Genomic DNA, 16734 nt, shown 5'->3' with positions numbered 1-16734 from the left:
GTATGGCAACAGACATAAAGGCGCATCAATCGGTAAATTCGAGTTGTTCCGCACTACCTCTTTTTGCCGGATATGCACTTTTGGTTGGTCACTTTGTGCGCAAGCTTGCGATGAAATTTTCTGCACAACCAAGTTTTCTGGCATAGAGACTGACTATAGCCGTACCACCGGTAGCTCACTCCAGTCTGTCGTGTAGCTGGGCGATAGTCGCTCTCGCTTGACCTTCCACTCCTGCTTCCTGGAAGCGCCCTCGCTGGCAAACCATACTCGGCCCTTGCCTGAATGATTGATGCTGTCAATGGCTGCCATGAGGCGTTGCTGTTTGTCATATTCCTGGCGATCTTCCCATAAGCCCAACTCCCGGCTTGATGCTGGGGTGAGTTCGCTGAGCATCACCCCGGCTTTCACATAGCGGTACCCGTCTTTCCAGATGTAATCAAGCAACTGATTGGCCATGGCAATAATTTCGCGGGTGTCATTACTTGGTGCGCCAATAGTTGCACTGGCAGCATTGCTGTAGTAGGGCAAGCTATCGTTGAAGGGACTGGTGCGCAGAAATACGGTCACATGATTGGTCTGCAGGTTTTGCTCGCGCATCTTCTCGGTTACGCGGCTGGCATAGGTGCTGACGGCCTGGGCCATAGCCTCTTTTTGTGTAATTCGCTCACCAAAGCTGCGAGAGCATACCATCTGCTTGCGGGGTGCTGGGTCTTCTTCGAGGTGGAAACAAGGGTTCCCCTGAAGCTCTTCAATGGTGCGGGCGACGTTCACAGAGAATCGCTTTTTCATGCTTAGTGGGTCTTTACCGGCCAGATCTGCTGCGGTTTCCATGCCCATGTTTATGAGCTTGGCAGTGGTTCGTGGTCCAATCCCCCATATCTCTCCCACCGGCATGAGCTGCAGAAGCTTCTGCGCTCTTTGCTGGGTTTCCAGATGTACAACACCACCTGTCGCCGGGTACTTTTTGGCGGCATAATTGGCGGCCTTGGCCAGGGTTTTTGTAGGGGCTATACCAATACTGACGGTGATGCCAGTCCACTGGTATATCGCATCCCTGATGGAATGGCAGAGCTCTGTGGGGCTGGTTGTTGACGGGAGCCTGGAAAGGTCCAGAAAAGCTTCATCAATGGAGTAGATTTCCATGTCGGGCCAATGATGCTCGATGGTCTGCATTACCCGCATGGAGATATCAGCGTAGAAGGCATAATTCGATGAGAATACGGCAATATTTTCCCGCTCTATAATGTGCTCAATCTTGAAGGCTGGTTCGCCCATTTTGATACCAAGAGCTTTGGCTTCCTTGCTTCGCGCTACCACACAACCATCATTATTGGACAGGACGATCACAGAGCGATGGTCAAGGTCGGGTCTGAATAGCTTCTCGCAGCTGGCATAGAAGTTATTGCAGTCGATCAGGGCATAGAGGGGTTTAGGTGTGCTCATGGTGCTCAGAGCGCCTGGTGGGATGGAGTATGAAGGTAACGACTCCGAAAATCTCCATCTCATGCTCTTCCCTGACCTGAATTGGTTGATAATTCGGATTCATGGGCACAAGAGATATGGTTGGAGTGGTATGCAGGAGCTTTACCGTCAGCTCGCCATGAATTTTGGCGATAACAATATCTTTGTGCCGTGGTTCAAGGGAGCGATCCACGATGAGGATATCACCAGGCCGGATTCCCGCATTGATCATGGAATCACCCTCTGCCCGCACAAAGAAAGTTGCCGGTGCATTGCGGATGCAGAGCTCGTTGAGGTCCAGGGTGCGTTCAACATAATCCTGGGCCGGGGAGGGAAAGCCAGCAGGCACGGATTCGACGAAAAGCGGTATTTCAAGTGGAGTATCGGGCAGCTCGCACTTGCCTATGATTTTGGCGGTCATGAAGGCTCCAGTGTGATTTTGGCAGGAGAAGCATATCGGGCAGCGCGGAGTATTGCACGAGAGATACTTGACCCCTCGATGGGAGAAACTTCCTGTTCTCGGTATATCCCCGCGTATACGGTAATGGTAGCAGCGGAGCGTCTACCGCTCTCTATCAAGTACCGAGGAGATTACAGTGAACACCACCATGCCGCAAATTCTCATTGAGGCTCTTAACCCTGCAAGACATCTATCTCAAAACAGCAAAAACAACTCCATTGAGACACATTTCACACTCTATACAAAATTTTCACACAAGTATACCCTAATGAGATAATATACCTCCTGGGAGCTTGCCACTCAAGGACAATTGCCCGCAATTCGATACCCTGCATCCTCAGCGGCCTTGGGGCTGGCAAATTCGACTCTGTTGTGTTCGCTAATGGTGTCGTAGCCAGGGCAATCAGGTCGATGGAAAATCTTTGAGCGTTGGTTACCGCGCACCGGGCCCGTGAGGTCAATGGGTGGTTGATTGGAAGTGGCATTCTCGGTGAGTCCGTCGCCAGTTGGCCGGTAACCCCGGTGCCAGGTGCGCTCACCAGTGACAAAGGGGTTGCTGTGTCCTATATGGCCTGCAATTCGCCTGTCCCGCTCCAGTTCCCACTCGTCAACCGGGTCTTGCTTGTGCCAGGCTATCAAGAGTTTTTCCTGGGAGTCTGACATACGCAGGTTGTACCGGTCGTGCATGTAAAAATATATCCGGGCAATATCACCACGAATTTCAGGACGTGGTTGGGCTACCCGCTGTTGGAAGTCCACTTTGAAATCGCAGCTGCCGTGCTGATAATCGGTGGTTGGTAAGACACCGAAGCGGTAGTTGCTACGGTCGCCGTTGACTTCGCCTATTGCGGGGGTCAGGTTGTGCATGTCTGCTTCCATGGCCCTGAACACGGGGTCAGTCCTTACGCAGTTGCTTCTGCCACCATCTTGCCAGCATAGGCGTTGGTGTCCGAAAGAGTGGGCTGGGAGCACATGTTCCCATTCCACCCGGCTTGCCCTGGTCTCATTTCTTCTGATCTTGTACCCGCATCCCTCAAGGTCAATAGTCCCTGCACCCTTATTGCCCTGCCATGTGATAGAGCACTCGCAGTAAAAAGTAACGGGATTATCCTCATATACCTGCTTCATTAGTGTTTTGGCCTGTGTAAAATTGGCCGGTGAAGCATAAAGGGACGTTACTGTTAATATCGTGAAGAGAAGCATAGGAAGGGTGGTGGCAAGTATTCTGCGAATCTTCATTACACGCTCTGATTAATGATAGCTTGCAATGAATTTAGCTGGGTGATGTATTGCTTGAGGCGCTCTTCAGTTTCCCCTTTAAAGATACTGGAAACCAGTTGGCTGTAATTTTTATTCAGGGACACATAATCCACTTTCCCTTTTGGTGTTAAAGAGAGAATCCAGGCTCTAGTGTCTTTCACGTCCTGCTCTTTTTCAACGAGGCCGGCCTTGATAAGCCTGTTAACGACACCGGTCATGGTGCCCTTTGTGATGAGTGTTGCGTCGCAGACATCCTTGAATTTCAGGGAGCCTCGTTCGCCTAGTGTTTTAAGGACTTTAAACTGCGAAGGGGATACCCCAAGTTTTTTGATATTGCGATCTACCGCTCTCTTGTAGGATTTTTCAAATTCGGTGATTTTCTTGACAAGCTTATCTATAGTGTCTTTTTTTGACATCAGTACCTCCTGAGTGGTTAAATTATACGCAAATTAGCATTTCAATTTATACTATGCAAATCTTTATGGGTCGGATTCATCTCACGGATTGGAGGGAGTCTTTGATGTAAGTAAACTGGCAATTTCTTCTCCTGTGCCAGATCTTTCACCAAGTATCACAGGTAGCTTCACCCCATTCTCTTTCAATATCCGATATATAGATGCTGAGCTCACGCCAAGTTCCCTGGCTATCTGACGGCGAGGGATATTCCTTTTTGTCATCGAGATGATCTGTTCGGTCTTTGCTCTCGCCACAGGTTTGCGTCCTTTATATTTTCCTTTCTCCCTTGCTTTTGCGATGCCCTCTGCTTGGCGTTCGCGGAGCATCTCTCTTTCAAATGCCGCTATTGCGCCAAGCATGGTGATCATGAGGCGACCTGTAGGGGTGGATGTGTCTAAGTCGATATTAAGGACTCTGAAAGATACAGATTTTTCTTCAAGAGAATCTACGATCTCAAGCAAATGCTTTGTGCTGCGGGCAATGCGATCAAGTTTGGTTACAATGACAGTGTCCCCTTCACGTATATATTCCATAAGGCTGGAGAGCTCGGGTTTTATCTTGGCTACACCACTGATCTTTTCACGGAAAATTTTAGTGCATCCTGCTTTCATGAGCTTCTCGATCTGAATATCAAGAGATTGGTCATTCGCTGACACTCGCGCATATCCTATAATTGACATTGTATAGCTCCTTTGACTTAATCGAAGTACATCTACCTCTATGATTAAAATGGGAGCCACCGGAAGTTTCCTGGAAAATTAGTTGTAATTTTCAGTTTTATCTAGTTTCGCACGATTTACTCCTTAATAATTATTAAGGAGTTGTAAATGTCACAGAATGAGTATCTTAATCGAGTTGAGGCTAGGATTGAGGTTTTAGAAATCCAGGACTTATTGGGGAAGTTGGGGTCAAAGATTGGACTTGTCGCTTTTGCGCTCGGTGGCGAAATTTCTTCGATCTCTGAGGTAGATCATGCAGGCCTTGTGGAAGTACTGCGCGAGGTGCAAAAAGAACTGCAATATATTGCGAGTAAGGTTAGGTGAACTAAGGTTTCTCCAGGGCTGGGCACCGGGACGAATGCCGAGGATATCTCTCCGGGCTGCGGGCAGCTGGCAGGCACCAGGTGATCTCCTCGGCGCCGTGGGTTGTCGGCGGGTACCGGGGGTGCTCTCTCGGGCCGTGGGCGGCCGGTGGATACCGGGGGATCTCTCTGTGTTGTGGGCGGCCGGCAGGTGCCGGGGAATCTCTGGCCTTCTGGCCGGGGAGGATGTCAATGCGATGATTATTTGGGGTAACCGGAATATCTGGTTGATCTCTACCTTGGCGTTCATTCACAAATTTCATTTTCTCAACGGAAAAGCTGGTTGTTTTGTTGCCTCCTAACCATATATCACATAATATCTATCTATGTGATATATGGTTGCTTGGAGTGAGAATGAAGCAATATGAGCCAGTACCGCCGCCTGTTACGTGGTTCGGAAGTAAAAGCAGGCTGGTAAAGGAGATCGTTAAGCACTTTCCAGATCATCAGACGTATGTCGATGTGTTTGGTGGAAGTGGAGCTGTTCTGCTTGGCAAAAAACCAAGCAAAGTTGAGGTATATAACGATCTGAACAGAAAGATGACCAGTCTGTTTAATGTGCTATCCGACAAGCGAAAAACTCAAGAGCTGGTTCGCAGACTGGAATTAACCCCATACAGTAGAGATGAGTTCAAGGCCGCAGCTGCATCTATCGATGATGAATATGATGAAATTGAGCTTGCAAGGCTCATGATCGTTGTGCAACGCCAGTCTCACGGGGGCTTAGCTAAGCAGTGGTCATACTGCGTTGACGCTCCGGCAGGTGGATACAGTGCCAGCGTTCGCAAGTTTCACACGGGCATAGAGCGTCTTCCCAATGTGCAAGCGAGAATGCGAAAAGTTCAGATTGAAAACCTGTGCTTCACTGATCTAATCCCTCGATATGATAGACCTGGAACCCTGTTCTATCTCGATCCCCCGTATGTGCCAGACACTCGAATTAATGGTCAGTATGAGAATGAAATGACCATTGAGGATCATCATACGCTTGTCGATCTGCTGCTGTCGTCTAGCGGGATGTTTGTTTTGTCGGGTTATAAAACACCTGTTTACCTTCCGTTAGAAAATGCGGGATGGAATCGAGTAGATATAGAGACATACGCCAGCACAAGCAAAACTCGAACAAAGAGGACGGAATGTCTTTGGGTGTCTCCCAACTGTTTGAATAAAAAAGATTTTCCCACATATCAGGATATTGAGAGTGATTCAGACCTGACAAACCGCCAAAAGGCGGCCTTGAGGGTTCACCGACATAGGCGGGAACAGTCCGAGTCCGCAATAAAAGAAGCGATTTACAGTCTGAAGCGCATGAAGAAAAAAGTGACAAAAGTGGAGGTGTCTCGGATGACAGGGATCAGTCGAGAACATATCACCAGGCATTACGGGCACCTTTTTTAGGATATTGAATGAACGATTTACAAGAAAGTAACAGCATACATTTGCCAGAGTATGAGGTGCTTGGCTGCAAAACAACCGACGACGAAATGCACTTCCAAGTGGACGCGCCCGATCCCATTGCCTGCGAAGAATGCGGAGTGCAGGGTGAGTTCGTGCGGTTCGGCAAGCGTGATGTTCCCTATCGTGATCTGCCCATCCACGGCAAGCGGGTCACCCTCTGGGTAGTCCGACGCCGGTACACCTGCCGGGCCTGCAAGACCACCTTCAGGCCCCAGCTACCGGAGATGGTGGACGGTTTCCGCATGACGTTGCGTCTGCATGAATACGTGGAGAAGGAATCTTTCAATCACCCCTACACCTTCGTAGCGGCACAGACCGGTCTAGACGAGAAGACGGTACGCGACATCTTCAACGCCCGCGCCGAGTTCCTGGGGCGCTGGCACCGCTTCGAGACACCCCGCATTTTGGGTATCGACGAGCTGTACCTGAACAAGCGCTACCGCTGCATTCTGACCAACATCGAGGAGCGAACCCTGCTCGACCTGCTGGCTACACGCCGACAGGATGTGGTAACCAACTACCTAATGAAGCTGAAAGACCGACAAAAGGTCGAGATCGTCAGCATGGACATGTGGAACCCCTACCGGGCAGCGGTCAAGTCCGTGCTGCCACAGGCCCGCATTGTGGTCGATAAGTTCCATGTGGTGCGTATGGCCAACGATGCCTTGGAGAAGGTGCGTAAGGGTCTCAGAAAGGATCTGAAACCCGCCCAAAGCCGAACCCTCAAGGGAGACCGGAAAATCCTGCTGAAACGTGCTCACGAAGTCTCAGACCGGGAGTGGTTAATCATGGAAACATGGACGGGTGCATTCCCGCAGCTGCGAGCCGCATACGAACACAAGGAGCGTTTCTACGGTATTTGGGACGCCTCCACACGGGTACAGGCAGAGGCCGCCCTGGACGACTGGATAGACACCATCCCCAAGGGCCAGAAGGAAGTCTGGAGCGATCTGGTCAGGGCTGTGGGCAACTGGCGCGAAGAGATCATGACCTACTTTGAGACAGACATGCCCGTCACTAACGCTTACACTGAGTCGATCAACCGATTGGCCAAGGACAAGAACCGTGAAGGACGTGGTTACTCCTTCGAGGTGATGCGGGCACGAATGCTCTACACCACCAAGCACAAGAAGAAGGCCCCGACTGCGAAGGTCTCTCCGTTCTACAAGAAAACCATCGGTTATGGACTGCCAGACTTCTTAGAGGAACTCAACTACGGGGTCGATCTATCAACCATCTGAGGGTGGCATCAGGTTGGTGGAGTGAAGATGCCCCATCAACCATTAAATCCGTATACCCATTATTTGCAGTATTGTCAGAGAGTGCGGGGCAGGGGTGTGATAGAGGAAATAGCTGGTGAATTACGCTTGATCGAATGAGCCTTTAAGGTTGGCAAAAAAATTTCGCTTGATTTTTTTTCGTGAAGTGTTAGCTTGTTTTTTAACAACACCCCCCACGCATCCCGTCAGATCTGCGCACCATGGGGGGTTATTTTTTTGGGGTCTATTAATGCAATTCACGAAACCTCCGAAAACCTATCATGAGCAGCTAGAGTTGCTTATCTCCCGAGGTATGCGAGTTGATAATCATGCTCGTGCGCTTCATTACCTATCGCACATAAATTATTACCGCTTAGCTGCTTACTGGCGACCGTTCGAGAACGACCATATAACTCCCCCCTTGACATCCCCGCCAATTTTCACCTATCCTGAAGATCTAACAAAACCTTAGCGGACACCCGCACCCGTAAGCTGTGGCTTTTTTGTATCTGCTGTCCATTATTGGCGGGTTACAGCCGGAAATACAATACCCTTACGGGGAATACCGGGGCGGTTCCTAAGGTACCGTTAGTGCGCCCGCCATTCACGCATACATGAGTGGCACACTAAAAAAACCTTGGAGGTGCCATCATGGCCCGAACAACGTCTGTATTTCCAACCATTCCTGAGTCTCCACCACCGGTTCACACCACCCTGCTCAACATTATTGACTCTGTAGAGTCCTCCCAGCAGCGCATTGACTTTATCATCTACGCCCTTCACCAGGACCTGTCAGACATGACAGGTAATTGCCGTGAGGGGCTTGTTCGTTTAATGCGTGGCATTCAGGAAGAGCTGGTAATTACCCGAAACAACGCTGAGGCACTTGTAGGGTCTACTGGGGGTGATGTATGAAAGTCACCTTTAATGAGCATAGCTATTGTGGGCTGCGTCTCAGGGTTATTGCCCTCGATGGACAGGTGTGGTTTTTGGGCCGGGATATTGCCAAGGCGCTGGAATATCAGACTGCCAAAGATATAGTGCGGAGCCTGGATGATGATGAAAATTGGTGCAGAAAACTCAGCCCAGAAGGCCGTATGCCAATGCTCTGTGTTAGCCTTAGAGGGCTCTATGTCAAGCTCGCAACCTCCCACTCAAAAAAATTTATAGCCACTCGCCGATTTATCCGCTGGGCAGAAAAAGAACTCCTCCCGCTTTACCGCGATCAGCTGTGCTCAGGCAGTGCCAGTGAGAAAAATGCGGGAGCATCTCTTGATTCAGGTGAATCCGGATCAAAGCGACTGATTGACTTTGACAAGCTGGCACGGGAGTCCTTCGAGAGGCATCTTGATGAACGGGAAGCTATAGAGTCGCGCTGTGAGATGGATAGCGAGAGGAGCGGCGAAGGAATCCAGAGGGCTGGCCAGGATAGCGAAGCGCCCATGGTGTTCCATTTTGGAGAGTGTGAGGTGCGCACGGTGATTCTGGATGAGCAGGTATGGTTCGTGGCCAGTGATATTGCCAAGGCGCTTGACTTCAAGCATGCACCTCATATGGTTCGCATGTTGGATGATGATGAAAAGGGTGTCCACAATGTGGACACATCTAGCCAAAACCGTCATGGAGCCATTTCGCGGCAGGTAGAGTTGACGATAATCAACGAGTCAGGACTTTACAATGCCATCCTGAAAAGTCGCAAACCAGAGGCAAAGAAATTCCGGCGCTGGGTGACCTCGGAGGTTCTTCCGGCCATTCGGAAACATGGGAAGTATGAGCATGCCCTGGCTGGCCAGAAAAGGGTACCGCATTCTGAAGCGCCTGCATCTTCCTCCTTGGAGAGGGATTTTCCAATAGCGCCACAAAGGGTGCTGCTTGGTGGTATTGAGGAAGAGTTTTATGACGCTCAGGAGTTGTATGATCTGATCGGGTACAAGGAAGTGTTCAGTAGTTGGTGGAAGCGACGCTGCGCTGATCTTTCCCTTATGGAGGGTAGAGATTTTATCTGGTTTAATGCCTGGTCAGGATTGCGGGTAATGCTGTCCTATAACGCCAGCCGGGCAGTGGTAGAGGCCAGCAGATTACCAGAGGCCGTGAAGTATTATAGGTACTTCAATATCACCCACCCGGATTCCCAGGACTTGTTTATTGGGCCTGGAAAAGTCACTGAGAAGTTGACTGGTCAGGGTAAAACCCGCCAGGACTACGAAAAAGAATTGGAGGTTCATCGTCTTGCCCTTGATATGGTGAGAAATCATGTACGAGAAAGGGTTCGGGAGGGTATTGAGAACTATGGCGTGCAGATTCACGGAGCACTGACAAATTTCAAGACCAAGATCGCTGCTCTTGAAGGGCGGGTTTCAACTCTTGAGTCTGGTGGTGAGGACCTGCGTGGTAGAGTTGTGCGCCTGGAAGATCATTTCGCCAGGCTTGAGCAGAGCGCCATAGCGAACTCAGCGGTGCAACGGGAGCATTCAGCGTTTACTGAGCTATCTAGGAAGATTGACTCAATGATGCAGAAGCTAAACTAATGCGAACTCGTCCGGCAGAGAAAATCTGCCGGACGAGTGTTTCAGATACGGCCAAGAATTTCTCTGTCTATAAACGAATCAATATCACTCAGGTCTTGCGGTCTAACTATTATGTAGGTTACCCCTGCTATCTCCAGGGCAGTTTGTTTGATTGCATCTCGTATATTATTGCTCCCGCTGTTTAAGCCGTAGTTGCGGCCATCACCGTAGTATTCAATGGCGAACAACGGTAAAAACGTGTCTTGATCGACAATGCAAAAATCGCAGCGCTTGGAGTTAATAGCGTAAAATTCACTGTCAATCTTGGAGCCAATTACTTCACCGAGGCTTACCTGGGGTATGATAGTGAGTTTTTTGCCTTTTAATTTATGAACAAGAGCCCAGTATAACTTCCTCTCTTCATTATTAAGGATATTTTTCCTGAAATAGTTACCATTGCGTGCAATTGCCAATTGCTGCTGGGGTGTATTACTTGTTTGCTTTGGGTAGGTTGGGGTTTGCTGAGTGGAGTACCCTGATGTGCGCTTATAGTTGTTTTGATAAGGCGCTTCTCCGCAACCAGAAATGAAGAAAATACCAGCCAGGGTAGTGGCTATAAGAAGGGCTCTCATAATAAACTCTTTCTACAGAAATATTTTGTTGTGCTGTTTTACAGTATTTGGGTTATATTTTTGGATGTACTGTATCCAACTAGACTTGAAAGTCAATAATGGAAGCAGATTTATACATAATTTACCCACCGCAGACCCGGCGACCCCCCATAGGGGTACCCCCCACGCCGGGCGGCCCGGTGGCCGTCGGTGGAGGAAGGCACGGTGGCTAAAATGGCGGAGGTTGTGGATAACTCAATGTAAAATAATGCATTGCGGCGATTTTTTCCTTGACTTTTGCGCTGGGAATTCCGATAATACTACTATCTGAGATTCAAGTAAATCAAGGGAGATAAAAGAGATGAATACTTTACTGTTTTTACAATATAGCGTTATCGCACTTCTTGTTTTCGGCGTTCTGGCAGTTTACTTCCTCGCTTTACGTGAGAAGATCCGCAAGGCAAATGGCATGGATACTCCCGCAGACCAGGTGCCTGTTCCCGCTGATTTCCATGAAGGCCGACAGCTCACTCATTTGGGTCCCGTTGAGGGGCAGAAGCCTTGGATTGAGACAGGGTTGAATGTAACGAGTGGATTGTGTGATGATGATGTGAAGAATACTTTTGATTTAAGCCTCGATAACCACTGGAACTGGGATCGATAAACGAGTTTTAACAAAAAAGCCACCCTTTCGGGTGGCTTTTTTGTTGGGTGGTGTTGTCAGTCTGAGCGGTTATGTCTGAAGCCTCTTATCGGGGCTGCAGAGTTTGCTTCGTGCCGCTGCTCATCTGTTACTTTGCCCTTTGGGTTATTATTATAATGAACTCCCCTTGTTCTCATATATTCCTCTTTTTCCTTTATCTCCTCTTTTCCTGATCCTGGTGTATGGGTGGCTGTGTACGTTTGATCGTTAAAATCACCAGAACCTTGTGCTGCAGCCGCATTGATCTGGGCTGCAGGGACAAGGTGGCCAGTTGGGTTTTCATCGGATATTGGTGGAGTGCCATCTGGCAGAGGGGGCATAACCAGGTTGTTCCTATCGGACTTTGGCACTCCGGATTCATAGTTTCGATTTTCGTACCCGTCGGCAACCTCAGCCTGGGACTTAGGAGGTTCGATGTTCGCGGTAGTGCTCTGCACATCTGCCATCTTTTTGCCCAGTGTTCTGTCAAACTCTGTCTTGATCTCCTGCTGGGCTACCTGAGCAGCTACCTCATCCACCTTGGCGCGAGCTGCCGCGTTTCCACTGGTGTTTGCTTCGCGCAGGAGAGTGTCAGCAGCGCCATCCCCATAGGTCTGTTTGAGCCTGTCAAGAACCACTGCAGACAAGTTACTGTTTCTGGATGTTGAGTCTGTTTCTGCACGCTCCAAGACTTGCCCGGCGGCAGACAGGCGGGTATTGGACTCTGTGAATGCTTCAGATGCTTGACGCTGGGTGTCAAGGCTGTGAACCAGCCCACGCGCAGCAGCGATGGCGTTTTCGTCAGATGAGCTGGTGGCTTTTTCAGCAAGCCCACTGTACGTTTGGGATTGGGTTTCCTGGAAGCTCCTGACTTTGCTCCAGTCGTCAGATTCAAGAGAGTTAAGGGCGCGAGTGATAGTTTCTTCATCAAGTGACCTGCCTTCGGCTTTAAGCGCGGCTTCCAGCTTCGCTTTTACAGGAGAGATACTTCCACCAGGGGTACCAACACTTGCACTGGCAGTAACTGAGGCAGTAAGTGCTCTTGCAATTGATTGAGCATCTTTGTAGTCCATCCCTGTGCTATCAGATATTTTTTTGGCAAGTCCTGTCGCGAGTGTTCCCTGTTGCGCTTGTACATGCGCCAGCGCTTCCCGATCCTGCCGACTGTATACATCCGAATTTCTCACGGTTTCATCAAAGTTCTGCCGTTGGCTATCAAGTGTGCTGGTGCTTTCGGTGTATGCTCGGGCCGCGGCCTGCTGATTCTGATCCATCTGCTGGTAGGTGTCACGCGCTGCCTGTTGTGTGGCAGTGCCTGCGGATACCTGGAGGTAACCAAGGTCTGGGGTGCCGTGTTTTTCAACGCCTGTGAATGTTCCATCAGGATTCTCGGTACCTGCTTTCGTTATCATCATCGTTGAGAGTTTGCTCGTATCTGGATTAATCGCACCATCCGCAACTCCGCCGTCAGCCGCAATCCTGAATGTGCTGCCACCGGCAGCACCTAGTGCCGCCATGTTTCCTCCTGGAATGTTATTGGGGAGCAGTCCCTGTTTATCAAGGGCCTCCGCGACATCAGACTGGATGAAGTTTTGGCCAAAGTCTTTTCCAACTCTATTCGCTTCCGCATTAGAATACTCGTCATAGCCATGCCCTGTATTATAAAGCGACTGCTGCAGATGGCCCTGTCCCATTTTAGTGCTCTCAATGGTGGAATTGTACCCACCTGGTGTCATCATCCTTTCAGCTGCCGAGCTGCCAATATCAGACATCGCACCACCTATGCGGCTGCCAAGCTGGGCCATGCCTGGGCTTGATACCTTGAAGAGGAATCCAGTGATGATTGTGGCGACCAGCATTGAGTAGGCCCGCATTTGGCCGAACACCCCAAGCGCCTTTGCGGTCTCGCTGGGGATATGAAAGAGGGTGTTTATTCCAATAGTGCCGCCAGTAGCCCGGAGTTCTGCGTACAGGTCAAATGCCCGGTCAACAGCAATTTTATGGGCAATAGCATCACCAATTGCCCAGAAGAATATGAACCCCCACAGGTAGATGATCCCTGCAAAGGCCTTCCCAAATACAGGTGTCGGCCACAGGAGCATCAATACACACGACATCGCCCCAACGATAGCAAACATGGCGTAGCGAGCTTCGCCCATGTAACCTGATGAGCCCATGATTGCGCCGATTCCCTTGACCGTGAAATCTTGCTGGATAAATCGGTTAATAGCATGGTCGCCACCGATTTTCGTGACTTCGAAAGTTGATCTGGCCAGATTCATCAGCGCGTTGAAGTGGCCAAGACCGCCTGTGACCTGGCCATTGGAGATGAACTGAATGTGCTGGTTGATTTTTTGCTCACAGCTTTGCAGTTGCAACGGGTCGTTGATATCAACTCCAGCTGATGCGCATATCCTGTCCCGGCTTTGGGTAAAGTTTGCCGGATTGGTGATATATGGCCTGATGTTGTCCCAACTATCCCTGCAGCTCATCCAGGTGCCGCTTTTATGGGTATCGTTGGATTGATAGAACTGGGTCTGGAGCATTGGGTGCTGCGCTTTACCGAATGATGCGATCAGGCCGCCAGGGGCATCGCCGTGCATCATCTCGGCCATAGTGAGGTTGCTGGCCGGAACCTTCAGGGCAAAGGTCACGCAATCTGTCCAGTAGCGCTGCAATGAGCGGTTAATAAGTGGGTCATTGGGGATGCCGCCTACCTTGGAAGCGTTCAGAAACATGTCAAACCCGATGCCATTGGCGTTGTCGCGGTAGTCAAGGGCTGGGTGATGGCTGGCAGTGTACCAGCGCTCAACAAAGAAGTTTTCCAGGGTGTTGAAGAGCCGGTACATGATCCGCAGACCATCAGGCACATCACTAATTATAGCATGCTGATTGGAGGTGCGGTCATAAATCACCAGGTTGCCCGTGTTGAAGATAAAGACCTTGGATAAGGCCAGGCCGAGCAAACAGGTAATCAGGGCGGCCACTATCGTGGACTTGCCCCTTTGGATACCTGAATAGAATTCGTTAATCCCTGCGCCCAGGACACCGGCTACAAACATGGCAATAAATACCATCGGTAAGGACGAATCTGAGAAGAATAAGGCAATTTGCTGCATAATGCCGGTAACGGTGTTAAATCCACCGTAGATAGTAATTTCCATTGGTTACTCCTCATTTCTCGTGCTTACGGGTAATGAGCCTGTTTCCGCGTTCTCACGGCGAATTTCACTGAGGCGGTAAAGGCGATCTACTGCTTCGACTGTAGTGTGTTCGATTTCGGAGTATTGGGCTGCCAGGTGAGTGATCATGCTTTTTGAGTTATCCCTGAGCTCAAGCAAAGAACTGAAGCCCTCATCAAAGATGTCGTAGCGGCAAGTAAAAGTCAGCTCACCTGGTTTTGCGCCACGCTCTGCCTTCAGCACATCTTCGGCCTCATTGATTGCTGCGGTTGCAATAGTGTGAAAGTTGTAGATCATCTGGTAGGCGAGGTTCAGGGAGATTAGTTCGGCGAGCCTTCTGATTACATCATCTTCAAGCTCTTCCTCGATGGCTGTACGAACAGTTTCGATGACGGGAATGGTGATGACTTGGAGCATTGCCTGCTGGTCAGCAGTGAGGCTGTGGTTGTTATAGCTCCTTAGTGAGGCGGTCAGATCACTGAGAAGACTTCCGACATACTCGTGAATTCGTGATCGACTATCTGCGGGCAGTTTGCATTCATACTCTGGGAACTCCTGAATCTGAATGTTCCCAAAAGCGATAGTGCGCAGGTCAGCACTATCTGCGGGCTGGCAAGGCAGGATTGCGCGGGCTTGAAGGTTACCAGTTGGCACTCCACCTGAGTGAATATCCAAAATCCTCACATCGCCCACAAGGCCCCGAATAATGTCAGCATAGACGGCTACTGAGGCTCCATAGAATGCATAGAGCACGTTGTCGATCATTGATCCTGGCTGGAAAACGTCTTTGAAGATATCGGTACAACCAGCCAGCAAGTCCTGGTGCGTTGTTGTGGTGAACTCATCGCGTAAAGCACCCCAGTCGCGTGTGATGCCGTGCATGAACCCTGCAGTACCAGAGCGAACGCCCCACTCCCTGATGGCGTCGCCCTCGATTTCTTCTCGCCTGTCGCCGAGGGCACCACTCATGCCCATGACCTGGGTCACCATGACCTTTGAAGATGAGCACTCATCAAATTGCAGTTGGTTCAGGCGGTCGATGATAGATTGTGCGCGGCTGACAGCTCCGCCGAGCTGTTGATTGAGAGCATTAACGGCTATATCCATCATCACATATGGAGCCGCTTGCAGCATGCCCTCAAATCGTTCTACAAGAAAATTTCGGTTGAGGAATGAAGCGCTACCCATGAAGATATCTATTCCACCGCAACCTGACTGAATGCGTGGCGGCTGGATGCTCATAAGATAGTTGCTTTGGGGTGATATGCGGTAGCTGGCGCTGCCAGCAGTGTGGTAGGTGCGGGTTTCGCCAGAAATACTTTGCCTGCCATACCGGGTCTTCTGGTCATACCAGGAGTCAATAGATTGGGCGGATGCCACTACTGGGGCAGTGGCTATAAGAGATGCGATTATGAGTGATTTGAGCTTCATGGGTTGCTCCTTGAAGATTGGTTCTGAATATATTGATAGCGCTCGAAGAGATCATGGTTTCTGTTCTGGTCTCGCTGCTGCTGATACTGGAAATCTCCGAAGTTTTGCGGGTTGGTCTCGCCTCGTAGATAGCGAATAGTCCAGAACAAGCGCTCCTCAATATTGTCAAGTGATTCGGCACCGTTGGTGACCGGGAGCCATTCGTCGCTTTGCAGATGCACTGCGATAATTGTTGGTGTGCGCTGCACTCCAAACTGAGCGGCTGCATAAGGCTCCATTCTGATATTGACCGGCCTGATGCCCCAGGATGGGTACTTGCGATTGAAGAACTGCAGGATGCCTTCCTGAGCCACACAGGCGCTGCAGCTTGGATCGTGGAAGTACAGCAGGCCAAATTCATTGGCCGCTGAACTGATTACATCCTGCCGCTCCTGGGCCTGCCGTGCCAGCAGGCTTTGCCTGCCTGGTACGTTGGTTGGGTGGTCGTAGCCGGGTGAGAACTCTGGATAGCGTTGAGAGACGAAGCTGGTGATGTTCGTAAACTCCAGTGCCTTGCGCCTGGAGATGTCGTTGAGCGCCAGATAGGCGTAGGCGTTCTCCTCAGTCGGGAATTGAATGGCCTGGTGACTGAATTTCTCCACCAGCTCGCTGAACTCGCTTGGCGGCATAGTCCAGAGTTCTTCTGGAGTGAAGTCACTCAGGCGCAACGGCGGGGCTGGGAGATCCGGGGCTTTGTCCGCAGTCTCTTCAGTTACCGGCTGCTCTTCCTGGGCCCTCTCTCCCCACCAAAATCCGCGCTTGGGGTTCGGTAGCTCCAGCGCGGCTGCCTGGCCAGACAGGACAACCGCCGCCATAGTGCATATAAGTGTCAAGAGTTTAAGCATTC

General features: G+C 50.3%; 15 protein-coding genes. 6 read left to right on the top strand and 9 right to left on the bottom strand.

Going from position 1 to position 16734, the window contains the following annotated elements; translation table 11 throughout:
* Positions 1 to 153: 153 nt before the first annotated feature.
* The 5 genes from umuC to SELIN_RS07695 form a co-directional block, all read right to left on the bottom strand.
* Positions 154 to 1443, bottom strand: coding sequence for a translesion error-prone DNA polymerase V subunit UmuC (umuC, locus tag SELIN_RS07715; protein WP_013506107.1), 1290 nt, complete (start codon positions 1441 to 1443; stop codon positions 154 to 156).
* Entirely contained in the window at positions 1430 to 1882 is a 453-nt protein-coding gene (gene umuD, locus SELIN_RS07710) for a translesion error-prone DNA polymerase V autoproteolytic subunit (RefSeq protein WP_013506106.1), read from the bottom strand. The genes umuC and umuD overlap by 14 nt, the downstream gene beginning before the upstream one ends.
* 339 nt (positions 1883 to 2221) lie before the next feature.
* Positions 2222 to 3049, bottom strand: a complete 828-nt coding sequence (locus SELIN_RS07705) for an endonuclease (RefSeq protein ID WP_269493434.1) — start codon at positions 3047 to 3049, stop codon at positions 2222 to 2224.
* Positions 3050 to 3159: 110 nt separating this feature from the next.
* Complete coding sequence (locus SELIN_RS07700; RefSeq protein ID WP_013506104.1) at positions 3160 to 3597, bottom strand: MarR family winged helix-turn-helix transcriptional regulator; 438 nt, start codon at positions 3595 to 3597, stop codon at positions 3160 to 3162.
* An 81-nt stretch (positions 3598 to 3678) separates the two neighbouring features.
* Positions 3679 to 4317 carry a recombinase family protein gene (locus SELIN_RS07695; RefSeq protein ID WP_013506103.1) on the bottom strand — a complete coding sequence of 213 codons (639 nt, stop codon included), beginning with the start codon at positions 4315 to 4317 and terminating at the stop codon, positions 3679 to 3681.
* Positions 4318 to 4464: 147 nt separating this feature from the next.
* Here SELIN_RS07695 and SELIN_RS07690 point away from each other — a divergent pair, with 147 nt between their 5' ends.
* The 5 genes from SELIN_RS07690 (at position 4465) to SELIN_RS13960 (ending at position 9963) form a co-directional block, all read left to right on the top strand.
* The gene (locus SELIN_RS07690; RefSeq protein WP_013506102.1) at positions 4465 to 4680 is read left to right on the top strand and encodes a hypothetical protein; all 216 of its coding nucleotides are present in this window, start codon (positions 4465 to 4467) and stop codon (positions 4678 to 4680) included.
* A 392-nt stretch (positions 4681 to 5072) separates the two neighbouring features.
* Positions 5073 to 6116 (top strand): DNA adenine methylase, encoded by a 1044-nt coding sequence (locus SELIN_RS07680; protein ID WP_013506101.1) that lies wholly within the window; start codon positions 5073 to 5075, stop codon positions 6114 to 6116.
* A gap of 8 nt (positions 6117 to 6124) precedes the next feature.
* Positions 6125 to 7417: an ISL3 family transposase gene (locus SELIN_RS07675; RefSeq protein ID WP_013506100.1), complete on the top strand. Its 1293-nt coding sequence runs from the start codon at positions 6125 to 6127 to the stop codon at positions 7415 to 7417.
* A 669-nt stretch (positions 7418 to 8086) separates the two neighbouring features.
* On the top strand, positions 8087 to 8350 hold the full coding sequence (locus SELIN_RS07670) for a hypothetical protein (protein ID WP_013506099.1): 264 nt from the start codon (positions 8087 to 8089) through the stop codon (positions 8348 to 8350).
* On the top strand, positions 8347 to 9963 hold the full coding sequence (locus tag SELIN_RS13960; RefSeq protein ID WP_013506098.1) for a BRO family protein: 1617 nt from the start codon (positions 8347 to 8349) through the stop codon (positions 9961 to 9963). The genes SELIN_RS07670 and SELIN_RS13960 overlap by 4 nt, the downstream gene beginning before the upstream one ends.
* 41 nt (positions 9964 to 10004) lie before the next feature.
* Here the strand turns inward: SELIN_RS13960 and SELIN_RS13955 are convergent, their stop codons facing one another.
* Positions 10005 to 10574: a DUF2726 domain-containing protein gene (locus tag SELIN_RS13955; RefSeq protein WP_013506097.1), complete on the bottom strand. Its 570-nt coding sequence runs from the start codon at positions 10572 to 10574 to the stop codon at positions 10005 to 10007.
* A gap of 340 nt (positions 10575 to 10914) precedes the next feature.
* Between SELIN_RS13955 and SELIN_RS07655 the strand changes: the two genes are divergently transcribed.
* Positions 10915 to 11217 carry a hypothetical protein gene (locus tag SELIN_RS07655; protein WP_013506096.1) on the top strand — a complete coding sequence of 101 codons (303 nt, stop codon included), beginning with the start codon at positions 10915 to 10917 and terminating at the stop codon, positions 11215 to 11217.
* A 56-nt stretch (positions 11218 to 11273) separates the two neighbouring features.
* On the opposite strand, the gene SELIN_RS07650 is transcribed toward SELIN_RS07655, so the two are convergent.
* Genes SELIN_RS07650 through SELIN_RS07640 form a run of 3 tightly spaced genes read right to left on the bottom strand, consistent with a single transcriptional unit; the run spans position 11274 to position 16732 of the window.
* Positions 11274 to 14399, bottom strand: coding sequence for a conjugal transfer protein TraG N-terminal domain-containing protein (locus SELIN_RS07650; protein ID WP_013506095.1), 3126 nt, complete (start codon positions 14397 to 14399; stop codon positions 11274 to 11276).
* Positions 14400 to 14402: 3 nt separating this feature from the next.
* Positions 14403 to 15848, bottom strand: a complete 1446-nt coding sequence (locus SELIN_RS07645; protein ID WP_013506094.1) for a conjugal transfer protein TraH — start codon at positions 15846 to 15848, stop codon at positions 14403 to 14405.
* Complete coding sequence (locus SELIN_RS07640; RefSeq protein ID WP_013506093.1) at positions 15845 to 16732, bottom strand: conjugal transfer protein TraF; 888 nt, start codon at positions 16730 to 16732, stop codon at positions 15845 to 15847. Before SELIN_RS07640 ends, SELIN_RS07645 begins: the two co-directional genes overlap by 4 nt.
* Positions 16733 to 16734 lie beyond the last annotated feature (2 nt).

The organism is Desulfurispirillum indicum S5, from assembly GCF_000177635.2.
Lineage (GTDB): Bacteria > Chrysiogenota > Chrysiogenetes > Chrysiogenales > Chrysiogenaceae > Desulfurispirillum > Desulfurispirillum indicum.
This window is presented reverse-complemented; position numbering and strand designations above follow the sequence as displayed.